General features: G+C 64.7%; 22 protein-coding genes. 7 read left to right on the forward strand and 15 right to left on the reverse strand.

Annotation, left to right across the window (positions count from 1 at the left end):
- The first annotated feature begins 160 nt into the window (after nucleotides 1–160).
- Nucleotides 161–1,324: an LLM class flavin-dependent oxidoreductase gene (locus VNW74_RS24185; RefSeq protein WP_325681535.1), complete on the forward strand. Its 1,164-nt coding sequence runs from the start codon at nucleotides 161–163 to the stop codon at nucleotides 1,322–1,324.
- Nucleotides 1,325–1,337: 13 nt separating this feature from the next.
- Here VNW74_RS24185 and VNW74_RS24190 read toward each other — a convergent pair whose 3' ends face one another.
- From VNW74_RS24190 to VNW74_RS24205, 4 genes are read right to left on the reverse strand one after another with little or no spacing between them, the layout of a single operon-like run.
- Nucleotides 1,338–2,900, reverse strand: coding sequence for an FAD-dependent monooxygenase (locus VNW74_RS24190; protein ID WP_325681537.1), 1,563 nt, complete (start codon nucleotides 2,898–2,900; stop codon nucleotides 1,338–1,340).
- Between the two features lie 44 nt (nucleotides 2,901–2,944).
- On the reverse strand, nucleotides 2,945–3,289 hold the full coding sequence (locus VNW74_RS24195) for a DoxX family protein (RefSeq protein WP_325681539.1): 345 nt from the start codon (nucleotides 3,287–3,289) through the stop codon (nucleotides 2,945–2,947).
- A gap of 39 nt (nucleotides 3,290–3,328) precedes the next feature.
- Nucleotides 3,329–4,324: an LLM class flavin-dependent oxidoreductase gene (locus VNW74_RS24200; RefSeq protein WP_325681541.1), complete on the reverse strand. Its 996-nt coding sequence runs from the start codon at nucleotides 4,322–4,324 to the stop codon at nucleotides 3,329–3,331.
- Between the two features lie 25 nt (nucleotides 4,325–4,349).
- Nucleotides 4,350–4,787 carry a tautomerase family protein gene (locus tag VNW74_RS24205; RefSeq protein WP_325681543.1) on the reverse strand — a complete coding sequence of 146 codons (438 nt, stop codon included), beginning with the start codon at nucleotides 4,785–4,787 and terminating at the stop codon, nucleotides 4,350–4,352.
- Nucleotides 4,788–4,900: 113 nt separating this feature from the next.
- Here VNW74_RS24205 and VNW74_RS24210 point away from each other — a divergent pair, with 113 nt between their 5' ends.
- On the forward strand, nucleotides 4,901–5,968 hold the full coding sequence (locus VNW74_RS24210; protein ID WP_325681545.1) for a phosphotransferase family protein: 1,068 nt from the start codon (nucleotides 4,901–4,903) through the stop codon (nucleotides 5,966–5,968).
- Here the strand turns inward: VNW74_RS24210 and VNW74_RS24215 are convergent.
- The 5 genes from VNW74_RS24215 to VNW74_RS24235 all read right to left on the reverse strand — a co-directional run bounded on the left by VNW74_RS24215 (nucleotide 5,957) and on the right by VNW74_RS24235 (nucleotide 9,077).
- Nucleotides 5,957–6,253 carry a cytochrome C oxidase subunit IV family protein gene (locus tag VNW74_RS24215; protein WP_325681547.1) on the reverse strand — a complete coding sequence of 99 codons (297 nt, stop codon included), beginning with the start codon at nucleotides 6,251–6,253 and terminating at the stop codon, nucleotides 5,957–5,959. The genes VNW74_RS24210 and VNW74_RS24215 overlap by 12 nt on opposite strands.
- Before the next feature lie 4 nt (nucleotides 6,254–6,257).
- Nucleotides 6,258–6,884 (reverse strand): cytochrome c oxidase subunit 3, encoded by a 627-nt coding sequence (locus tag VNW74_RS24220; protein ID WP_414686762.1) that lies wholly within the window; start codon nucleotides 6,882–6,884, stop codon nucleotides 6,258–6,260.
- Between the two features lie 11 nt (nucleotides 6,885–6,895).
- A complete protein-coding gene (locus VNW74_RS24225; protein WP_325681549.1) occupies nucleotides 6,896–7,660 on the reverse strand; it encodes a hypothetical protein in 765 nt (254 codons plus the stop codon).
- A complete protein-coding gene (locus tag VNW74_RS24230) occupies nucleotides 7,657–8,400 on the reverse strand; it encodes a hypothetical protein (RefSeq protein WP_325681551.1) in 744 nt (247 codons plus the stop codon). The genes VNW74_RS24225 and VNW74_RS24230 overlap by 4 nt, the downstream gene beginning before the upstream one ends.
- Nucleotides 8,401–8,486: 86 nt before the next feature.
- A complete protein-coding gene (locus VNW74_RS24235; RefSeq protein WP_325681553.1) occupies nucleotides 8,487–9,077 on the reverse strand; it encodes a helix-turn-helix domain-containing protein in 591 nt (196 codons plus the stop codon).
- A gap of 280 nt (nucleotides 9,078–9,357) precedes the next feature.
- On the opposite strand from VNW74_RS24235, the gene VNW74_RS24240 reads away from it, so the two are divergent.
- From VNW74_RS24240 to VNW74_RS24250, 3 genes are read left to right on the forward strand one after another with little or no spacing between them, the layout of a single operon-like run.
- Nucleotides 9,358–9,690, forward strand: a complete 333-nt coding sequence (locus VNW74_RS24240) for a hypothetical protein (protein ID WP_325681555.1) — start codon at nucleotides 9,358–9,360, stop codon at nucleotides 9,688–9,690.
- 33 nt (nucleotides 9,691–9,723) lie between these two features.
- Nucleotides 9,724–10,506: a hypothetical protein gene (locus VNW74_RS24245; RefSeq protein WP_325681557.1), complete on the forward strand. Its 783-nt coding sequence runs from the start codon at nucleotides 9,724–9,726 to the stop codon at nucleotides 10,504–10,506.
- 51 nt (nucleotides 10,507–10,557) lie between these two features.
- Nucleotides 10,558–12,084: a glycosyltransferase family 39 protein gene (locus tag VNW74_RS24250; RefSeq protein ID WP_325681559.1), complete on the forward strand. Its 1,527-nt coding sequence runs from the start codon at nucleotides 10,558–10,560 to the stop codon at nucleotides 12,082–12,084.
- Nucleotides 12,085–12,088: 4 nt separating this feature from the next.
- On the opposite strand, the gene VNW74_RS24255 is transcribed toward VNW74_RS24250, so the two are convergent.
- The gene (locus VNW74_RS24255; RefSeq protein WP_325681577.1) at nucleotides 12,089–12,916 is read right to left on the reverse strand and encodes a glycoside hydrolase family 16 protein; all 828 of its coding nucleotides are present in this window, start codon (nucleotides 12,914–12,916) and stop codon (nucleotides 12,089–12,091) included.
- Between the two features lie 146 nt (nucleotides 12,917–13,062).
- On the opposite strand from VNW74_RS24255, the gene tpx reads away from it, so the two are divergent.
- Nucleotides 13,063–13,566 (forward strand): thiol peroxidase, encoded by a 504-nt coding sequence (gene tpx / locus VNW74_RS24260; RefSeq protein ID WP_325681561.1) that lies wholly within the window; start codon nucleotides 13,063–13,065, stop codon nucleotides 13,564–13,566.
- A 42-nt stretch (nucleotides 13,567–13,608) separates the two neighbouring features.
- On the opposite strand, the gene VNW74_RS24265 is transcribed toward tpx, so the two are convergent.
- Together VNW74_RS24265 and VNW74_RS24270 are read right to left on the reverse strand one after the other, a co-directional pair.
- Entirely contained in the window at nucleotides 13,609–14,037 is a 429-nt protein-coding gene (locus VNW74_RS24265) for a hypothetical protein (protein ID WP_325681563.1), read from the reverse strand.
- A gap of 86 nt (nucleotides 14,038–14,123) precedes the next feature.
- On the reverse strand, nucleotides 14,124–15,419 hold the full coding sequence (locus VNW74_RS24270; protein WP_325681565.1) for an acyltransferase: 1,296 nt from the start codon (nucleotides 15,417–15,419) through the stop codon (nucleotides 14,124–14,126).
- Between the two features lie 200 nt (nucleotides 15,420–15,619).
- Between VNW74_RS24270 and VNW74_RS24275 the strand changes: the two genes are divergently transcribed.
- Nucleotides 15,620–15,958 (forward strand): hemophore-related protein, encoded by a 339-nt coding sequence (locus VNW74_RS24275; RefSeq protein ID WP_325681567.1) that lies wholly within the window; start codon nucleotides 15,620–15,622, stop codon nucleotides 15,956–15,958.
- Nucleotides 15,959–15,991: 33 nt separating this feature from the next.
- Here the strand turns inward: VNW74_RS24275 and VNW74_RS24280 are convergent, their stop codons facing one another.
- From VNW74_RS24280 to VNW74_RS24290, 3 genes are all read right to left on the reverse strand, one after another.
- Complete coding sequence (locus tag VNW74_RS24280; protein ID WP_325681569.1) at nucleotides 15,992–16,816, reverse strand: glycoside hydrolase family 16 protein; 825 nt, start codon at nucleotides 16,814–16,816, stop codon at nucleotides 15,992–15,994.
- An 84-nt stretch (nucleotides 16,817–16,900) separates the two neighbouring features.
- Entirely contained in the window at nucleotides 16,901–17,722 is an 822-nt protein-coding gene (locus tag VNW74_RS24285; protein WP_325681571.1) for an alpha/beta hydrolase, read from the reverse strand.
- Between the two features lie 59 nt (nucleotides 17,723–17,781).
- Nucleotides 17,782–18,361: Gfo/Idh/MocA family oxidoreductase (locus VNW74_RS24290; protein WP_325681573.1), on the reverse strand; the 580-nt coding region annotated here is incomplete at its 5' end.

The raw sequence follows: 18,361 nt of genomic DNA on the forward strand, positions 1-18,361 counted from the left end.
CCTGGCGGCCCCAGCGGCGGCGGCGGACCTGGCGGCGGCCACGGTTGTGTACCGGGCGTGGGTTGCGGCGGCTGGCCGTGATCGCGCATCGCCGTTGAGCTAGTCACGGGTTGCATGGCAGGTTTAAGGTTCGGGCAACTCGACTGCTAGGGGACCGCACATGGCCAAGCTCAGGTTTGGGTATTTCATCGCTCCGTTTCACCGGGCGGGCACCAACCCGACACTGGCGTTGCAGCGAGATCTCGAATTCGTCCAACACCTCGATGCGCTCGGCTTCGACGAAGCGTGGATTGGCGAGCATCACTCGGCAGGCAGCGAGCTCATCGCCTCGCCGGAGATCTTCATTGCCGCCGCCGCGGAACGGACCAAGTGGATCAAGCTCTGCACCGGGGTCATCTCGCTCGCCTACCACAACCCGCTCTGGGTGGCCGACCGGCTGATGATGCTGGATCACCTGACGCACGGCCGCGTCATCGGGGGAGTGGGACCGGGCTCACTGCCCAGCGACTCGTCGATGATCGGGCTAACCCCCACCGACACGCGAGAGCTGCTGGACACCAATCTCGACATCGTTGTCCGGCTGCTGCGCGGGGAGTCGGTGTCCGCTAAAACGCCCACGCACGAACTGCACAACGCCCGCTTGCAGCTTGCCCCGTACTCCGACGGGGGTTGCCCGCTGGCGGTGGCCGCCGTCGCGTCGCCGACGGGTGCGCGGCTGGCCGGCAAGCACGGCATCGGCCTGCTGTCCATCGGGGCGACGCTGACCGTCGAAGGCTTCAACGCTCTGCAGTATCACTGGGACATCGTCGAAGAGCGCGCCGCAGCGTTCGGCACCAAGGTCGATCGCAAGAATTGGAGCCTGGTCGGGCCGTTCCACCTCGCCGAAACCGACAAGCAGGCCCGCGAGGACGTGAAATTCGGCCTCGAACCCTGGTTCCGCTACTTCCAAAAGGTCGCCGCGTTCCCGCAGATGACCATGCCCGGCGAGCAGATCGACGAGATGATCGACGTCATCAACGACAACGGCGCGGGTGTGATCGGCACCCCGGAGCGGGCACGGGAACAGGTGCAGCGGATGTGGGACCAATCCGGCGGCTTCGGCTGCATGCTGCAGATGGGCCACGAATGGGCCAACCCGGCGGCAACCAAACGATCGGCCGAGCTGTTCGCCGCCGAAGTGATGCCGCACTTCCAGGGTCAGGCGCAGCCGACACTGGATGCCGCCGCGCGCGCCAGCGAGGCGCGAGAAGGCCTCGCGCAGTCACAGAACGACGCGGTCGCGCACATGACCAAGAAGTACCAGGACGAAATCGCTTCGAAATAGCCGACTTTGGGCTTCAGGGCAGCATGATCCCAAACCACTGCGCGAGGACGGCGCGAAGGTCGTCGGTTGCCGGCTTCGGCTCCGATGACGCCCACGCCACATAACCGTCGGGACGCACCAGCAGCGCCGTAGCCGACACATCACCGGCCGGACGTCCCACCGCGACGGTGATCCGGTCGGCGATGCCCGCCGCGGCGGCCGCGACGACGGCGCCGTCGGTGAGGTCGATCAGCAGCGGCTTTCCGTTGCGGGCGAGTTCCGCTACCCGTCGCGTTCCGTCGGCGCTGACGACGGCGAAGTCGGGCACCCAGCGGCCAGCCAGCGGATGCGCGTCATCGGCTACGGCGTACCGATTGTCGTTGCCGGACACCAGATCACTGAGACGTTGCACGGTTTCGGGATTCGTCAACAGTTCGGAAAAGAGTTCGCGCAGCGCGGTGACTTCGGTCCCGGGTCTGATCAGAGCCAACTGCGCGCGGCTGTGCATGATCACCCGCTCGGCAGCGGGCCGCCGCTCGACCTCATAGGTGTCGAGCAGCGCAGGCTCCGCGCCACCGGCGATGACGGCGGCCAGCTTCCAGCCGAGGTTCACCGCGTCCTGCAGACCCAGATTCAACCCCGGTCCACCAAGCGGGGAGTGGACGTGCGCGGCGTCGCCGACCAGGATCACCCGGCCCGATCGGTATCGCGATGCGATCCTCGAGTTGATGCCGTAGAAGCGACGCAGATCCAATGGGGCGTCGGCCGATATCGGCCGCAGCGGTACGTCGGCGCCGAGCACGCGTTTCACGCTGGCCTCGATCTCGGGCAGGCTCACCGGCGTGTCGTCGTCGTGGTCGTCGGGGCCGTCCTCGCGAGCCGAGCTGTCCAGCTCGAGGGTGATTAGCATCGCCCTGCCGCCCAACCGACGGCTGGCGAAGACGCCGTGTTCGGCGCGATAGAACGGAGCGGGCGGGACTCGGCCCCACCCGGGCACGTCGAGCGCGCCGGTGACCGGGTCAACCCAGTCGTCGGGCGGCACCACCCCGAACGCCATCCGGGCGACCGCGTCATGGGAGGTCATTCCGGGGAAATCGATGCCCGCGAGTTTGCGCGTCTGGCTGGTGCCGCCGTCGGCGCCGACCAGGTACTTCGCCGCTAGCTGATAGTCGCCGTCCGGACCGGCGACATGCACGGTGACGCCGTCGGCGCACTGATCGAAACCCCTCAGCCGGTGGCCCCAGCGAATGTCCACGCCATACTCGACGGCGCGCTCGGCAAGGAGTTGCACAAGCCGGGGCTGTTGCACGGCGACCATATAGTTTTGGGCGTCCGCCGTCCCGGTCAGATCCAGCGTCAAAGCCGCAAACATGGCCCAAGGCGACGGCTGCGGTGGGTCATCAGTCCCTGCCAGGACGCGGTAGAAACCTCGATGGTCGAGAATCCGAACCCCTTGGCCCGTCACCCCGTTCGCGCGCGGTTCCGGGTTGGGTCCCGGCAATGGGTCCAACACGATCGGCCGGATTCCGGACAGCCCGAGCTCGCAGGCCACCATCAGGCCATTGGGGCCCGCCCCGGCGATGACGACGTCATTCATTTAGCCCAGCTTACTAGTGCAGGGCGAGTGCGACAACGATGCGCTCAGACGGATTGCAGGATGGCCGTCGCAACGGCCAGGCCCAGGCCGATCACCGCCGGAGCCGTGTCAGCGACACTGTCAGATGCCCGCACGTGAAACACGATGGCTCCCAAGACAAGCAGGGCAAGTCCGATGGCGGCTGCGATACCGATCGGCGGCCAGACCAGGCCCACCAGCACACCGGCGACGCCGGCCAGCTCGAGTAGCCCGACCAGCCGCCACTGCCCGGGCTTGACGCCGAGGTGGTCGCGGATCGCCAGCGATTGCCGAAGTCCGACAACCTTGATCAGGCCGGCAAACCCGAAAAGTGCAGCGAGCAACGCCGTCACGATTACTTCGGCAGTCATGACCAAACGGTAATACCCGTGAGCCGGTCGGGGCGCCAATCAGCCCGCAAGGCCGGTGGCGGACGCGAACGCGCGAAGTTCCCGCTCGATGTCTGATCCGGCCGGCTGGTAGACGACCTCGGTGACGCCGACTGCGGCCAACCCGGCGACGCGCTCCGACACCTGCTCGGCAGTGCCGGTCAGTCCTGTTGAGCTGGCGAACGGGAGGAGCTCGGCGACGTGCGGCTCGTCACGCGGGTTGGCCTTCACCATATGCCCGTCGTGGATCGCGAGATGCCGTTCATCCTCGGGGCAGGCCTCGACCGCCTCGCGCCAGCCGCGCCCGCCCGGTAGTGCGTCAACCATGGCAGCGCCGCCGCGCTCGTAGCTGGCGTGGTACAGCACCACGGCTGCGGGTCCGGCCGCGTCGACGACCCGAGCGGCGGTCAGCTCCTCTCCCTCGTCGAGCACCGTGCCGAAGGACAGCAGTGCCCGCCACTCGGCCGCCTTGACCGCATCGGGTTGCGGGACGGCGGCCGAGAACACGCCGTCGCCGAGTTCAGCCGCCACCGCCAGCCCCTTCGGGCCGTCCGCGCCGAGCAGGATCGGCACCTGAACCGGTCGCTTCGCGCCGTAGCCGGGCAGGTGCAGCATGCGGATTTTCGCTCCGTCCCATTCGGCGGTCTCGCCGGCCAGCAGTGCCTTCAAGCACCGGACGTATCCGGCGACCTGACGCCACGGCATGGGTCGCTTGCCCAGCGTGAACCGGCCGGTGAAACCCGCGCCGATGGCCACCGCGACGCGGCCAGGCGCTTGGTCTGCGAGTTCGGCGATGGCGGCGGCGTTGACCATCGGATGACGCAGGCTGGGAACGAGTACGCCCGGCCCGAGGCCGATGCGTGAGGTGCGTTCGGCGCACCGGGTGAGGATCATCCACACGTCGGGGTACAGCGCCGGGGAGTCATAGAGCCAAGCGCGGCGGTAGCCCAGCGTTTCGGCCAGCTGCACATGCGCCGGGGTGTCCGACGAGGTCGCGAATGCGCAAGAAATGTCCATATGCGGACACTACCGAGCGGGTCAATCAGGGTGCGTCGTCGGCGACCAGGCCTTGCACCTGCCGGTAGTAGATGATCTTGCCGCCGCCGGCCCAATTGCCTTCGGGGATCTCGTGAATCAGCGTCCACACGTGGTAGGCCCGTGCGCCGTCCGGCTCGATCCCCGCCGCGGCGCACACCGCGACATGCACGTCAGCCGCGAGCTGTTCCTTGCGTTCTTGTGAGAGTGCGCCTTCGAACACCGTCATCTCGATGCGGAATCGAGGCGCGCCCGCGCCACGGCCACCCACCGACTGCGCCGCCGGATCCAACGTGTGCAGGTACACCAGGGTGTTGTCACGTAGGAATGGGGTGTCCGGGGCGCGTTCGGCCCGCAGCAGCACGGTGACCAGCTCGTCGGTCAGCCGTCCCAGCGCCTGGTCGTCCAACGACCCACGCACGTACGTCAGGTCGATCATCGGCATTGGTCTATCTCCTCACGGCCTTGTCAGCGCACGCACGACCTTGATGTAGGTTTCTGCCACAGCGGTTGGGCGGACGCTCAGCGACCCAAGTATGTAACGACAAGGGGCAACAGATGGAGGGGACGGCAGAGCTGGTACCCGTGCTCCCCGCACACCGCTTCGACGAGACCGCTCTGGCCCGGTATCTGCGCGGACGGCTGCCGGGTTTCGACGGTCAGTTGCAGATTCGTCAGTTCCAGGGCGGACAGAGCAATCCCACCTATCATCTGCGCACTGCCGGCGGCGAGTACGTACTGCGCAAGAAACCCCCGGGCAAATTGCTGCCCCGCGCCCACGAGGTAGAGCGGGAATACCGCGTCATGGCGGCGCTGGCCGAGACCGACGTGCCGGTACCGCGCATGCGGCTGCTGTGTCAGGACGAAACAATCCTCGGCACACCGTTTTTCGTCATGGATCACGTTGAGGGACGGGTTTATCCGGACCGGGTGATGCGCGAGGGCACACCGGCGCACCGCGCAGCCGTCTATGAGGATCTGGCCCGTGTGCTTGCGGCCTTGCATCGCGTGGATTGGCGCGCGGCCGGGCTCGAGGGGTTCGGCCGGCCGGAGGGCTATATGCAACGTCAGGTGGCATTGTGGACTCGCCAATGGCAGGCGGCGCGGATGGAGGACATGCCGGCGATGGATCTGCTGGCGCAATGGTTGCCAGACCATTTACCGCCCGACGATGCGCCGGCCTGCATCGCCCACGGTGACTACCGCCTGGGCAACGTCCTGCTACATCCGACCGAGCCGCGGGTGGTAGCGGTGCTGGACTGGGAACTCGCGACGATCGGCAACCCGCTGGCCGACCTCGGGTATTTCTGCGTGACCTACCATATGCCCGGCGGGCCCGGCGGCAGAGCCGGGGTGGCCGACGAGAACCTCACTGGCACTGGACTTCCCGACCAGCAGACCTTCGTCGAGAGCTATTGCGGCCATGCGGGCCGCACGCCGCCGAAGTCGCTTGACGTATTCGTGGTCTTCTCGATGTTCCGGCTGGCCTCCATCACCGCCGGGGTCTGGCGGCGCGGGGTGGAAGGCAACGCCGCCGATGCGCGCGCCGGTACGACTGAATATCGCGAACGCTACCGAAGTATGGCGGAGGCCGCATGGGCCCTCGCCCAACGGTTATCCGGGTAGCAAGGTTCCGTAGAGGTAGATGGCCAACACGCTGACCCACAATGCGGTGAGCCACACATCGGTGAACAGCTTGAGCCACCGGGGTGCGGTACGCACTTCCATGAAGTACTGGATGATTATGCGTCCCTTGATGAATGCCAGCAGGACCACAGCGACGGTGATCGGCACACTGGCGACGGCGGCGGCTCCGCGGGTATGACCCGGTGCCAACCACCAGGAGACGATCGTGATCGCGGACAACACGATCCAGGCGTAGGTGATTGCCCGTGCAGCGGTCGTGGTCATGCGCTCACCTCATCACGTAGAGCAGGGCGAAGATGACGATCCACAGCAGATCGACCATGTGCCAATAGGTGGCCCCGGATTCGACCATGGAGGCTCGTCGACGGCGGGGATTACGCAGCTCACGTACCGTGATGCCCAAGATCAGCAAGCCGAGTGACACGTGGAACACGTGCACACCGGTAAGCATGTAGTAGTACATGAAGAAGTCGTTGCTCGAAATCGTGTAGCCCTGGCCGATTTTCGCCGTCCATTCATAGGCCTTGATCGCGATGAACGCCACCCCGCACAGCCCGCCGAGGTAGGTCAGGCGCAGCGCTTGGGCATGGTCGTCGGCGCGGGCGGCCTGCACACTGCGGGCGATGAACCAGGAACTGGCGAGCAACACCAGCGTGTTGAGCACACCGATGTTGATGTTGAGATGCTCTTCGGACGCCAAGAATTCCTGCGGGTGCATGGCCCGGAAGATCATGAACATGATGAAGTAGGCGCCGAAGATGATCAGGTCGCCAAGAACCATCACCCACATATGAACGTCGCCCGGCAGGTGGGGCCCGCGCTGGTCTTCGGTGCCGTTCACCGAAGATGCTGTGGCGGTGTCGGATTCGGCGGCGGTTTGTTCTGCATTTGCCATGTAGTCGCCCATCAATCCAGAGGTGGCTCGTCGGCCGGCTGCAGCTCGTTGGCCTTCTTCAGGAAGATAATCACGCACACCAGCCAGACGCCGAAGATCGCCGTTCCCAGCCAGAAGGAATTGCAGCCGTTCCACGCGAACGGCCCCGCCTTCGAGACGAACACCGCCACAGTCAAGATCTCGGTGACGATTTGCCAGATATTTACGTAGGCAAGCCATTTAGGGAAGATCTCGTTCTTGTCGTAGAGAATCGCCACGGCGAAGGCGAAGTAGGCGGTCGAGAAACATCCCAACGATCCCACGTAGGAGAGCAGCCCGAGGTCGTACAACAGTTGCAGAATTTGCGGGTCACGACCCGGCCGGTACACCGCGGTCAAAAAGGAGAACGCGACCAGCAGGCAACCGGGTAGCGCACCGACCGACATCGACCCGAGATAGACATAGGCCAGCACCGAGCCGACCGTCATCCGTTTCATGTGGTAGACGACAATCCCGTTCGAAATCCCGGCGCCCCCGACGATCAGCACTAGCACGCCGAAGCCGATCTTGATGGTCAGCGCGTGCGCGTGGAAGAAATGTGCCATCTGATCGGCGGTCACGTCCGGCCGCGGCGGCGGCATCACCCTGGCCAACGCGAAGAAGATCACCCCGAACGCGGTGTAGAACGCGGGCACGATCCAAAACACGAGCCAGACATCACGTTTGCCCGCGCGCGGGGGTCGGGCACGGCCGAGGGTGCCGGTCGGTGATGACTCAGCCGAGACCGTGCTGCTCACCGCGCCACCCCCTCCTCGACCGCTTGTCGGTGCAGCACATTGCGCAGCACGAAGAACATCACGACCACGAACAGGGTGAAGGCGCCGTTGCGAAGCCAGAAGGAGATCGCTCCATTCCACGCCAGCGGCCCGCTAGTGAAGACGGCGGCGCCGACGGCCGGGGCCATGGCCAGCGCGGTAGCCACGGCGTAATGCCCGACCCATCGGGGGAAGACCGGGTTGGGTCCGTCGTCGAAATAGACCGCCAGCCCCAGCAATAGGTTCATGGCGACCGCCGCACCCACCGGCGCGATGAAAATCATCCAACCCATGTCGTTGAGCAGCTCGATCAGCTCAGGGTTGCGCGCGGGCCGAAACGCCGCGACGAGATAGAAGATGTCGGCGAGCGCGAAAAGGGTTGCACCGGTGACGGCCGCGGTGAGGTAGCAGTAGGCGAACACGTGGCTCTGGGTGGCCATCCGCTTCATCTGGACAACGATCACCATGAAAATCGGCAACAACATGATCCCGCACAGATTGAAGGTGATCATGCTGAACCTGATCATCGCCGTGTGGTCGCTGTAGAACTTCGCGACCTGTTCGGCGGTCATGTCCGGCGACATCGGCGGGAAGAAGCCGGGGAATGCCAGGAACGCGATCAGCAGGACGACGCCAAAGACGGGCGCGGTCCACAGGCTGATCAGCTGGGTCTTGATGTTCGCGGTCTTGGGTAGGTCTTCGGCCTCGGCAAGAATCTGCACAGCACCTCCAGAGCCAGGGGTAGCCGATCGGCTAGTGCCGACGATAGATGATCCGCCGGAAAGACAGCAAGGGTTTCGGCGCGAGCTCAGTCGGGCAGCTTGAACATGCGTGCGGTGAGGTGGATCAGCACCGAGCGCAACGTGTCGTCGTCGATGTCGTCGACGAGGGGATTGATCACCGTGCCGGCGATCGCGCCGGAGAACAGCGCCGCCGATATCCGCGCCTCGGTGTCGTCGGCCTCGTTGAGCAAGATCGCGTACAGGCGGGTGATCAGGTTGCGGAACGGCTCGTGCTCACCCAACAGTCGCACCATCACCGGGTCGTTCTGCAGGGTCCGGACCCAGCGGCGGCGCTCAACTGCCATCCCGACCACCTCGGTCAGCAGCACTTTGCGGGCGCCGACTGAGTCCGCTTGGGCTTCAGCCGCTTTCAGCGCATCCTCGAGTGTGGCGAGCTCCATTTCGGCGACCGCGATCACGATTTCTTCTTTGGTCTTGAACTTGTGGTAGACCGCGGCCTTGGTCACTCCGACAGCGTCAGCGATCATCTGCAGAGACGTTCCGCTGACGCCATGGTCGGCGAACAAATCCAATGCGGCGTGCAGGATGCGGTTCTGGGCGGGAGTGCGCCGGACCCCGCCCAGCAGGCGCCCGGCGCGGGGCTCCTCATCTAGCACTGGTTCAGGTTAGCTGAGCCTGGCCGGGCAACTTTGATCTCACAGTAAAGCGATAAGCGCCACCAAGCCTGGAGCTAATGACCGAGCGCAGGTTTGGCTGATGACCATTCCGACAGAACACCAGCGCCATGACAGCAACACGGCCGACATGCGGCGTCGACGCCGTCGTGCCACGAGGGTAGCTGTCGCCGGAGCCACCGGGATCGCGGTGCTCACGCTGTTCGCTACAGGGTGGTCTGGGGCCGACCAATCGACGGTCGCGTCCGGCCAGGTACGCCTGGTGGACCAGACAATTCAACTGCCGCCGAACGTTGCCGCCGCCTTGCCAAGCTGGGTGACGCCACTGTTGCAGCAGGTGGACGGCGGCGGCGGTGACGATTCCAGCGCCGGCCTTGACGACACCACCGTCCACAACGACGACAGCGCGCTGCAGCAACAGCTCCTGCAGCAACAACAGAATCAGGACGAGGCCCAGTTGTCGGAAAACAACGCGAACCAGTCGATGCTCCAATCCGAACAGCTGGCCCAGCAACAAAATGACCAGGCCGAGCAGCAGTTCACCCAAGACGAGCTCCAGGCTCAACAAACCGAGCAGGAAGCTGACCAGTCGTAGGACGAGCTCGCAGCGCCCATACACTGACCGATCGTGGGCATTCTGTTTGGTCTTGCGCCGTGGATCGTCTATTGGGTGCTGGTCGGTAACGTGCCGTTCCTTGTCGCGGTGTTGGTCGCGCTGGCGATCGCGGTCGCCGGGCTGGTAGTCGGGCGCGCAACAGGGACACCCGAGCGTGCGCTCGAAATCGGCGCTGTCGGAACGTTCTTGGTGCTGACGGCCGTGACGTTGTCGTTGAGCCGGTCATTCGTCGAGCAGTGGGCTCTGCCGCTGAGCAGCGCGGGGATCTTGCTGGTGACGGTTACCGGCATGCTGCTCGACAAGCCTTTTGTGCACGAGTTCGTCGCGGCGGGTCAGCCTCCCGGGGTGGTCGGCAGCGATCTGTTCAGCCAAGTTATTAAGCGGCTGACTTGGATCTGGGTCGCCGTCTTCGCAGGCATGACGGTGTCGTCGTCGATTCCACCGGTGGTGCAGCGCGACGCCACCATTCTCGATACCAGAACACCGCTGTGGTTCGCCTGCTACTGGGTCATTCCATTTTCGTTGTTCGGCCTGGGCGCGCTGGCGACGAAAGTCCTGCCCGACCTGATGACCGCCGGCGCCGGCGACATCGTTCGGAAGAGCTCATTCGTCGCCTACGGGGAAGCCACCATCGACGAGCTCTACTACCTGGCGCAGGAGCACGCCAACCGCGAAGTCGGCGCCGGGCAGGAGGCCTACGCCGTCAAGGTCGGAAGCATGGGGACGCCGTTGGTGGGCGACGACACGCGACAGTCCTGGCCCTCGACGTACAAGGTGCGGCAGTCGCGGTCTTAGTCACCCCCGGGAGTCCTAGGTGCGCTGCTGGCAACATGGCGACGAGTCCATATGACTGATCGCAACGCACAGCCGACCCTGCCGCAGGCCGTGCTGGACCCGCTGATCGTCGGAGTGTTGGCCGCCGTCGTGAGTCTGGTCGGCGCGGGCCGTCCCTCTTTCTGGTACGACGAGGCCGCGACGATTTCCGCCTCATACAGTCGTTCGCTGGGTCAGTTGTGGCAGATGTTGAACAACGTCGACGCCGTCCACGGCCTGTACTACCTGCTCATGCACGGCTGGTTCCAGATATTTCCGCCGACGGAGTTCTGGGCCCGCGCGCCAAGCGGCCTGGCTGTCGGTGCGGCCGCGGCGGGGCTGGTGGTGCTGGGTGGGCAGTTCTCGTCTCGCACCGTCGCGGTGGCCTCGGGTGTTGTCTGTGCGATCTTGCCTCGGACCACGTGGGCAGGCATCGAAGCTCGCCCCTACGCCTTGTCGATGATGGCCGCCGTGTGGCTGACGGTACTGCTCGTTTATGCCGCACGCCGTGATAACGCTTTAGCCTGGCTGTCTTACGGGATCGCCCTGGCGATCTCCACGCTGCTCGACGTGTATCTGGTGCTGCTGTTTTTGACCCACGTCGCTTTCCTCTGCGTCTTCCAGCGCAGGCAAAGGGTCCTGGTGCGGTTCGCCATTGTGTCGGTTCTGGTGGGTATCGCCGTGACGCCGTTCATGGTCGTGGCCATTGGCCAAGCGCATCAGATCAGCTGGTTAGCACCGATCGGACACCGAACGATCGAGGATGTGGCGGTTCAACAATATTTCGAGCGAAGCCCGCCGTTCGCGCTGTTGTCGGCGCTGGTGGTAGCCGCAGCTGCTGTGTGGTGGCTCCGCGGATCCAGGCAACTAACGGATTCCGATCGGCAGCTGCTGGCCTTGGCGATCGCCTGGCTGCTGATACCGACTGCACTGGTCGTGATCTGGTCGATGGTGGTTCACCCGATCTACACACCGCGCTACTTGACCTTCACCGCGCCGGCGATGGCATTGGTCCTCGGCGTCTGTATTGCCGCAGTTGCCCCGCACCCATGGGCTGCCACAGCTCTCGTCGGTCTTTTCGCTGTCGCCGCGGCGCCGAATTATGTTCTGGCTCAACGTGGTCCGTATGCCAAGTATGGAATGGACTACAGCCAGGTGGCCGATTTGATCACCGCGAAAGCGGCACCCGGTGACTGCTTACTCGTCAACGACACGGTCACGTTCATGCCTGCGCCGATGCGCCCGTTGATGGCGGCCCGTCCCGATGCATATCGGAAGCTGGTCGACCTCACACTGTGGCAACGCGCGACGGACCGCAACGACGTCTTCGATACCAACCTCATCCCAGAAGTCGTTGCGAAACCACTGAGTCACTGCCGCGTCGCGTGGATCATCACCCAAGCTGACAAGGCAATGCCCGCCCGCGAGCAGGGTTCGGCGCTCCTACCCGGCCCGCTCTATGGAGCGACGCCGGCGTTCGAGGTTCCTCACGATCTAGGCTTTCGCCTTGTCAAGCGGTGGCAGTTCAACCTGGTTCAGGTGATCAAGGCCGTGCGGTAAACCGCTACCAGACCCGGATGTAGTCGATCAGCATTTGGCACGGGAAGGTCCCCGCCGCGGGATCGCCGGCGCCAACCCCGCCGACCGCAAGCGTGAACATGGGCGTCATCCAGTAGCCGGGATTGCCGAACGGCCACCGTTTGTCTTCAGGCGGTGCGCCGAAGACGTGGATCGGCTTCGGCGGAACGCTGAAGTACGGCTTGGCTCCGTCGACGTAGTCTCGCCAGAATTTGAACCCGTCCTCATCCCAACGCATGCGCCAGGTGTGCCAATCGCCGTCCACCATCCCGGGAATCGATCTTCCTTCCCAGGTTTTCCCATTGGATGCCGCGTGCACGGTCGTACCGGGAGCCCAGTCGCCGTTGCCATACCACTCGAAGAGGTCGACCTCGCCGTCCGGCTGCGGATCCTCGTTGACGGTCCAGAACGAGGGCCACAGGCCGGGGAACAAACAGTCGAGTTTGATCCGCGCTTCCCAGGTGGTACCGATAGACCCCCGCCAGTTACCGCGCAACTTCCCGCTGAAATATTGACCGTTTTCTCGGCTGGCCTGCAGGACGAGATTGGAATTCCCGTCGAGGAAGACGTTTTGGGAGCGGTATATGCCATCGACGGGCGGGAACACGTCGTCCTGCCAGGTCTGCGGCGTCCACTTCGCCAGATCGGGGCCTTGGCCGGCCGGTCCGTCGAACTCATCGTGGAAGATGTAGCTTCCTTGCGCGGTACCGGCCGGCGCCGCGGGGGGAGACGGGTGAGCCCAGGCCTCCGGGAGAGAAATCGCGGCCCCCAGTGCGCCCAGCCCCATTGTGATCATGATGTTGCGTCGATTGATCTCAGGCACGGTAGCCAATATATAGAGAACATTAAGAGCCGGCATGGCGACCCGCACGGCTCCCGCGCGGCATCCGCCGGTCCGCACGTCGCGGTTGACCCAACCCCGGCCCCAGGCCGCCCCGCTGGCCTTGGCAGACTGTGCGCATGGCACAGATAACTATGCGCGGAAACCCGATCAATACCGTCGGCGAACTTCCTGCCGTCGGATCTCCGGCCCCAGCCTTCACGTTGACCGGATCCGATCTCGGCCCAGTCAGCAATGACCAGTTCCACGATAAGCCCGTGCTGCTGAACATCTTTCCATCGGTGGACACACCAGTGTGCGCGACCAGCGTGCGCACGTTCAACGAGCGCGCCGCCGCGGGCGGTCTGTCCGTGCTGTGCGTGTCCAACGATCTGCCGTTCGCGCAGGCGCGGTTCTGCGGCGCAGAGGGTATCGAGAACGTGAAGACCGCCTCGGGATTCCGTGACAATTTCGGTAAGGACTACGGCGTCACCATTGCCGACGGTCCATTTGCCGGGCTGCTTGCCCGGGCCGTCGTTGTGATCGGCGCCGACGGGAACGTCGCGTACTCCGAGCTCGTGCCAGAGATCGCCAGCGAGCCGAATTACGACGCGGCACTGGCGGCGCTGAGCGGGTCGGCGTAGTTCGGCGGCGACCGACCCCGCCGCCTGCTCCAACTACCCGCGCTAGGGCGATCCTGCCTCCGGCTTCCAGCCGACGTAGGTCAGATACAGCCCGGATAGGGCGAGGCAGAGGAATACCACCCATATCGCCGCGGTCGCGCCTGAGCTGTACAGCGCGTTGCCAGCGGCGTCGTACGCCTGGGGAACGGTCAGCAAGAGCACACCGCGTATCGCCAGAAACCAGCCCACAACAGAGACGATGATCGCCGCAGGGCTGCGCCAGTACTGGTGAAACGCGATGATCACCAGGCCGAATATCAGCAGTATGGCGCCAAATAGCCACGGCCACATCGGGTTTGCTTTGAATTCCGTAAATAGCGTTCGCATATAGGAGCCCCGTACCGCGACGGTGGTCGGCACGATGGTGAAGAACGGGCCTAACGCGCGGGCGAACATGCGGGTGCGAACCTGCGCCTGCTCTGGTGTGCTCATTGCTACCTCCATATCCACGGGAAAACGTATACCGGCCACTGGTCGGTATGCGTCATCAGCGATCGGCATTTCAGCCGGTTGAGCCGTTAGCCGGAAAGCGGTGGCTCGCCGACCTTTGCCGGACTAGCCGCCACCAGCAACACGCCCGCGGCGAAGATCAGACCGGTCAGCCATGGAAAATGTCCATACGGCGCGAAGCCCTCAGCGGCGATGAACGCCAAGCCATAGGCCGCCATCGCGGTACCGGCCAGCATGATCGGTTCGGCCCAGCGCTCTGTCAGCGGCGTCTCGACCGTTGCCAACGGCGCCGCGAAAAAGCTTCTGCCCCAAGACAGCAGCACCATCTCGACCGCTGTCACCAGACTGAGGATAACCACCCATTCCAGCCGGGCGAGCCACCATTCGACGGTGCCCTCAATCGGCTGGGGCAACAGTCCGGCGGGGTAGCCGACAATCGCCACGATCACGACAGGAATCATGTGCCACAGGTAAAGAGCCATCACGTTGGCGTTGGCCCTGGTCAGCATGCGTTGGACGAAGCCGGCGCGCAGCGCGCGGTTAAGCGCGGGTGCAAGTGCCATCACCAGCCCCGCTTGAGCGCACGCGAACGCCAGCATCGCTGTCGACGGCGGATCGGCGTTCTGCACGGTTTGGCCGGGCACGCCGATCATGCTGACCGGATAGGGGCCCAGCAGGATCAGCAGCGCCAGCGCGACCGCAGATCCGACGGCGAGCAGGACGGGCTTGCGGCCGGCCAATGCTCCTTCATGCCAAGCGATTCCAAGTTGGTAGACGGCACCCCAGCACAGCAGGTAGTTCAGCACGCGCAGGTGGGGCGGGTGGCCGCCGAGCCCGACCGCGTCGACCGCGACGACTCCCACTGCAAGCACCGCCGGGGCCAAAAGTCCCCAACGCCGTTGGGCGGCAATCGCGGCGGGCGTCAGCGAAACCACAACCAGGTAGACGGCGAGGAACCACAGGTGCATCGCCACCGCCCAACCCGCGTATTCCAGCGTGGCACCGGCGACGTGGCGAACGCCCAGAGCGACCACGACTGCCGACACCAGAGCGACGTAGGCCGTCGTGGGTCCGAGCACCCGGGCGAGTCGATGCCGCAACCAGGTCTGGCGCGACACACCGTCGGTATCGCGCCGATGCGTCCAGGACACCGCTCCGGCGTAGCCGGCGACCAGAAAGAAGGTCGGCACGGCCTGAAACGGCCACGTCAGCCATTGAGTCCACGGCTGGTCGACGAGCGGGTTCTGCCGACCGAAATATCCGTCGTGATAGGTCACCGATCCGGCCAGCCAGTGGCCCAGGACGATGAGCACCACGCCCGACACGCGGTAGAAGTCCGCCGCCAGATTGCGGGCCGGGCGCATGATTTTTCGGGTGGAGCCGTCAGACAGACGGCGTGGTGGGGGCGTCCATGACCAGACAATATCCCCGCCCAGCGCCTGCGGTGTTCGCCCGCGGTGTGACCACGCCCGCGCTTCGCGCAGGCAGTTCCTCGATCTCTTCCGGTAAACTGGGGTTCTCTTCGTCGAGGGTCGGCGGTACCTAGTTCGGAAGGTGTACCTATATGGTCACGCGGTCGTTAATCAGACTGGCTGTCGCAGGTGGCGGCTTGGCGTTGTCGTTGCTTGCTGGCGCCGGGATCGCGTCCGCAGACCCTGCTATTGACTCGGCAATCAACACCACCTGCAGTTACCCGCAGGTGGTGGCGGCACTGAACGCGCAATCGCCGGCCGCCGCTGCGAAGTTCAACCGGTCGCCGATGGCGCAGGGCTGGTTGCGTAACTTCATCGCCTCGCCGCCACCGCAGCGCGCGGCGATGGCGCAGGAGGCAGAGGGCATGCCGGGGGCCGCACAATACATCGGATTGATCGGCCAGATCGCCGTCACCTGCAACAACTTCTGAGCGCGCGCTATGCGCTGACCGGACGCGTGCGCCTTACCAGACGCGTATCCAGTCGATGAGCATGTCCGCCGGATAGCTACCCGGCCTGGGATCACCGCCACCCGAACCGGCGACCGCAAGGTTGAACACCGGAAACACCGTGTATCCCGGCCCGCTGAACGGCCAATCCGGTAGCGAACTCGCCGGCACATCGAAGTATGGTTGCGCGCCGTCGACAAAGTCTTTCCAGAAGCGGATGCCAGCCTCGTCCCACTGGCACCGCCAGGTATGCCAGCCGCTGTCCACGGCGATGTTCTGGGTCTTCCATTCGCCACCGTTTGCTTTTGCGTGGACGGTGGTGGCCGAGGGCCAGCTGCCGTTGCCGTACCACTCGAGTGCGTCGATTTCGCCCTGGTCCTCATTTCCTAGCCAATAGGCGGGCCAGCTACCGGCGGTCAGGCAATCGAGCTTGATCCGGGTTTCCCAGGTATGGCCGACACCGCCCCGCCAGAGGCTTTGAATCTTGCCGCTGAAGTAGGTGGGGCCGTCTTTCGCGGCGCGGAGGACGAGGTTGGACTTGCCATCGAGAAATACATTGCGGCGGTCGTCGCGGTACTGCCCGATGTTCTCGGGTAGCTCCCAATGCGTCGGATCTTTGATTTGCTCACGAGCTTTTGCCACCGCCCACTTGGCCGGATCAGGCGCTGAGCCGGACGGACCGTCGAACTCGTCTTGGAAGATGTAGCTGCCCTGAGCCGTGTTACCGGGTGGCGCGGCCGGTGGGCGCGGATGAGCCCGGGCTTGCGGGACGGGGACCGCGGCTGCCAACACGCCGACGCCCGTCATCAACATCATGGTGCGACGATCCATTTCCGGCATAGGCCAAGCACGATAGCAGCCACCCAGGTCGGCCAGCCAAACAGCTGCTCAGCGCTGTTTTTCAGCACGCCCACCGGGTGCCAATCACAGATGAGTCAGGATTCGCTCCGCGAACGCGTCGGGGTGCTCCCGGTGCATGAAATGCCCGCCTCGAACCTCTTCAACGACGTAATCACCCTCGAACATGCGGGCGGCGCCCCGATAGTCCGAGGGCTCCGCGACTGGATCATCGAGCCCCGCAAAGACGACCGTCGGCACGGTGATCCGCGTCTTCAGTGATGCGCTGGGTATGGGCGAAAGCTTTCGGTAATAACCGAACGCCGCGTTCAAGCTCGCCCGGTTCGAGAAGCTCGCGCGGACCGGGTCGAACTCTTTCGGGTCGGGGCTCCAGTCCGGCGACCATCGCCGGACGATCGCGGGCAGCGCCGCGAAGTCGTTGCGCGCGAAGCGGTTCGGCGCCCCCGGCAACTTGTAGACCGCGAAGTGGCGGACGCCCCAGAGCTTTTTCAGCGACGGCTTAAGCGCGGCCGGGTGGGGAATGGCCAGAGCGAACAGCTTCTTCACTCGATCGGGGCCAAGCGCCGCCGCGCCATAAGCGGCCGCAGCTCCAAAATCATGGCCGATGATGACGGCCTCACTGGCGCCGAGCGCTTCAATTAACGCAAGTGCATCGCGGACCAACGTCTCTTGGTCCGCGTCACGATCCGGGACCGCAGTGGGGTGATACCCGCGCATGAACGGGCTGACCGCGCGATATCCCTTGGCGGCGATTCGGGGGCGAAGATCGTCCCAGGTATGCGCCGTGTCGGGGAACCCGTGCAACATCAGCACAAGAGGCCCAGAGCCGTCCTCGAGATAGCCGAAATTCAGCCCGTTCGCATCGACGAAGTGGATCGCATCAGCCATGGCTAACGGACACTACGCCAACGATCCAGGCGCTGCGGGCGAACGCCCGGGCGCGATCGTCATGTCACATCCGTTTGGTGGGTATGCAACGAGCCGGGTGGCGCTTGGTCGACCGCGATCACTTGCCCCGTCGCGAGTGCTTGCAGCGCGGCGTCTACGACGGCGTTGTTGGCGTAGCCGTCATACGCCGTAGGTCCGGTGAGGGTATTCCGGGCCAATGATGCTGCCCAGTCGACGTTTTGGGCGCGATATGCGCCGTCGAAACGCTCGATCCAGTCGTTCGGGAGGAACGTGGCCGCACCGGCGTCGCCGATGGCGCGGGTGCGCCGGCTCGGTGCCCCCAAATTGATCGAACCGGCACTGGCGACGATGTCGCAGTCGATTTCGTACTGCAACCCCGGGCCGCGTCCGATTTCGGAGAGTCCGAGGATTCCCGTCGTCGACCGCAGGCTGAGCAGGACAGTGACGGCATCACTGTCAGGGCTGTGCTTCACGGCGCAGGACACTTCGGCGACTTCTTCTTCGGTGAACCAGCGGTACAGATCGATGTCATGGGAGGCCGAGCTGGAGATGAGCCGTGTGACATCGAAATCGATTGCGCGCGATGGGTTGCGGTTGCGATGCTGCACGAGAATCGGC

It is taken from the genome of Mycobacterium sp., assembly GCF_035570115.1.
Lineage (GTDB): Bacteria > Actinomycetota > Actinomycetes > Mycobacteriales > Mycobacteriaceae > Mycobacterium.

What these genes read in the sequence shown, in the direction of transcription:
- VNW74_RS24250 (WP_325681559.1), top strand. Translation starts at nt 10,558, where the DNA reads ATGACTGATCGCAACGCACAGCCGACCCTGCCGCAGGCCGTGCTGGAC.
- VNW74_RS24215 (WP_325681547.1), bottom strand. Translation starts at nt 6,253, where the DNA reads ATGACCACGACCGCTGCACGGGCAATCACCTACGCCTGGATCGTGTTG.
- VNW74_RS24205 (WP_325681543.1), bottom strand. Translation starts at nt 4,787, where the DNA reads ATGCCGATGATCGACCTGACGTACGTGCGTGGGTCGTTGGACGACCAG.
- VNW74_RS24220 (WP_414686762.1), bottom strand. Translation starts at nt 6,884, where the DNA reads ATGGCAAATGCAGAACAAACCGCCGCCGAATCCGACACCGCCACAGCA.
- VNW74_RS24265 (WP_325681563.1), bottom strand. Translation starts at nt 14,037, where the DNA reads ATGAGCACACCAGAGCAGGCGCAGGTTCGCACCCGCATGTTCGCCCGC.
- VNW74_RS24275 (WP_325681567.1), top strand. Translation starts at nt 15,620, where the DNA reads ATGGTCACGCGGTCGTTAATCAGACTGGCTGTCGCAGGTGGCGGCTTG.
- VNW74_RS24185 (WP_325681535.1), top strand. Translation starts at nt 161, where the DNA reads ATGGCCAAGCTCAGGTTTGGGTATTTCATCGCTCCGTTTCACCGGGCG.
- tpx (WP_325681561.1), top strand. Translation starts at nt 13,063, where the DNA reads ATGGCACAGATAACTATGCGCGGAAACCCGATCAATACCGTCGGCGAA.
- VNW74_RS24200 (WP_325681541.1), bottom strand. Translation starts at nt 4,324, where the DNA reads ATGGACATTTCTTGCGCATTCGCGACCTCGTCGGACACCCCGGCGCAT.
- VNW74_RS24210 (WP_325681545.1), top strand. Translation starts at nt 4,901, where the DNA reads ATGGAGGGGACGGCAGAGCTGGTACCCGTGCTCCCCGCACACCGCTTC.
- VNW74_RS24195 (WP_325681539.1), bottom strand. Translation starts at nt 3,289, where the DNA reads ATGACTGCCGAAGTAATCGTGACGGCGTTGCTCGCTGCACTTTTCGGG.
- VNW74_RS24280 (WP_325681569.1), bottom strand. Translation starts at nt 16,816, where the DNA reads ATGCCGGAAATGGATCGTCGCACCATGATGTTGATGACGGGCGTCGGC.
- VNW74_RS24270 (WP_325681565.1), bottom strand. Translation starts at nt 15,419, where the DNA reads ATGCGCCCGGCCCGCAATCTGGCGGCGGACTTCTACCGCGTGTCGGGC.
- VNW74_RS24285 (WP_325681571.1), bottom strand. Translation starts at nt 17,722, where the DNA reads ATGGCTGATGCGATCCACTTCGTCGATGCGAACGGGCTGAATTTCGGC.
- VNW74_RS24190 (WP_325681537.1), bottom strand. Translation starts at nt 2,900, where the DNA reads ATGAATGACGTCGTCATCGCCGGGGCGGGCCCCAATGGCCTGATGGTG.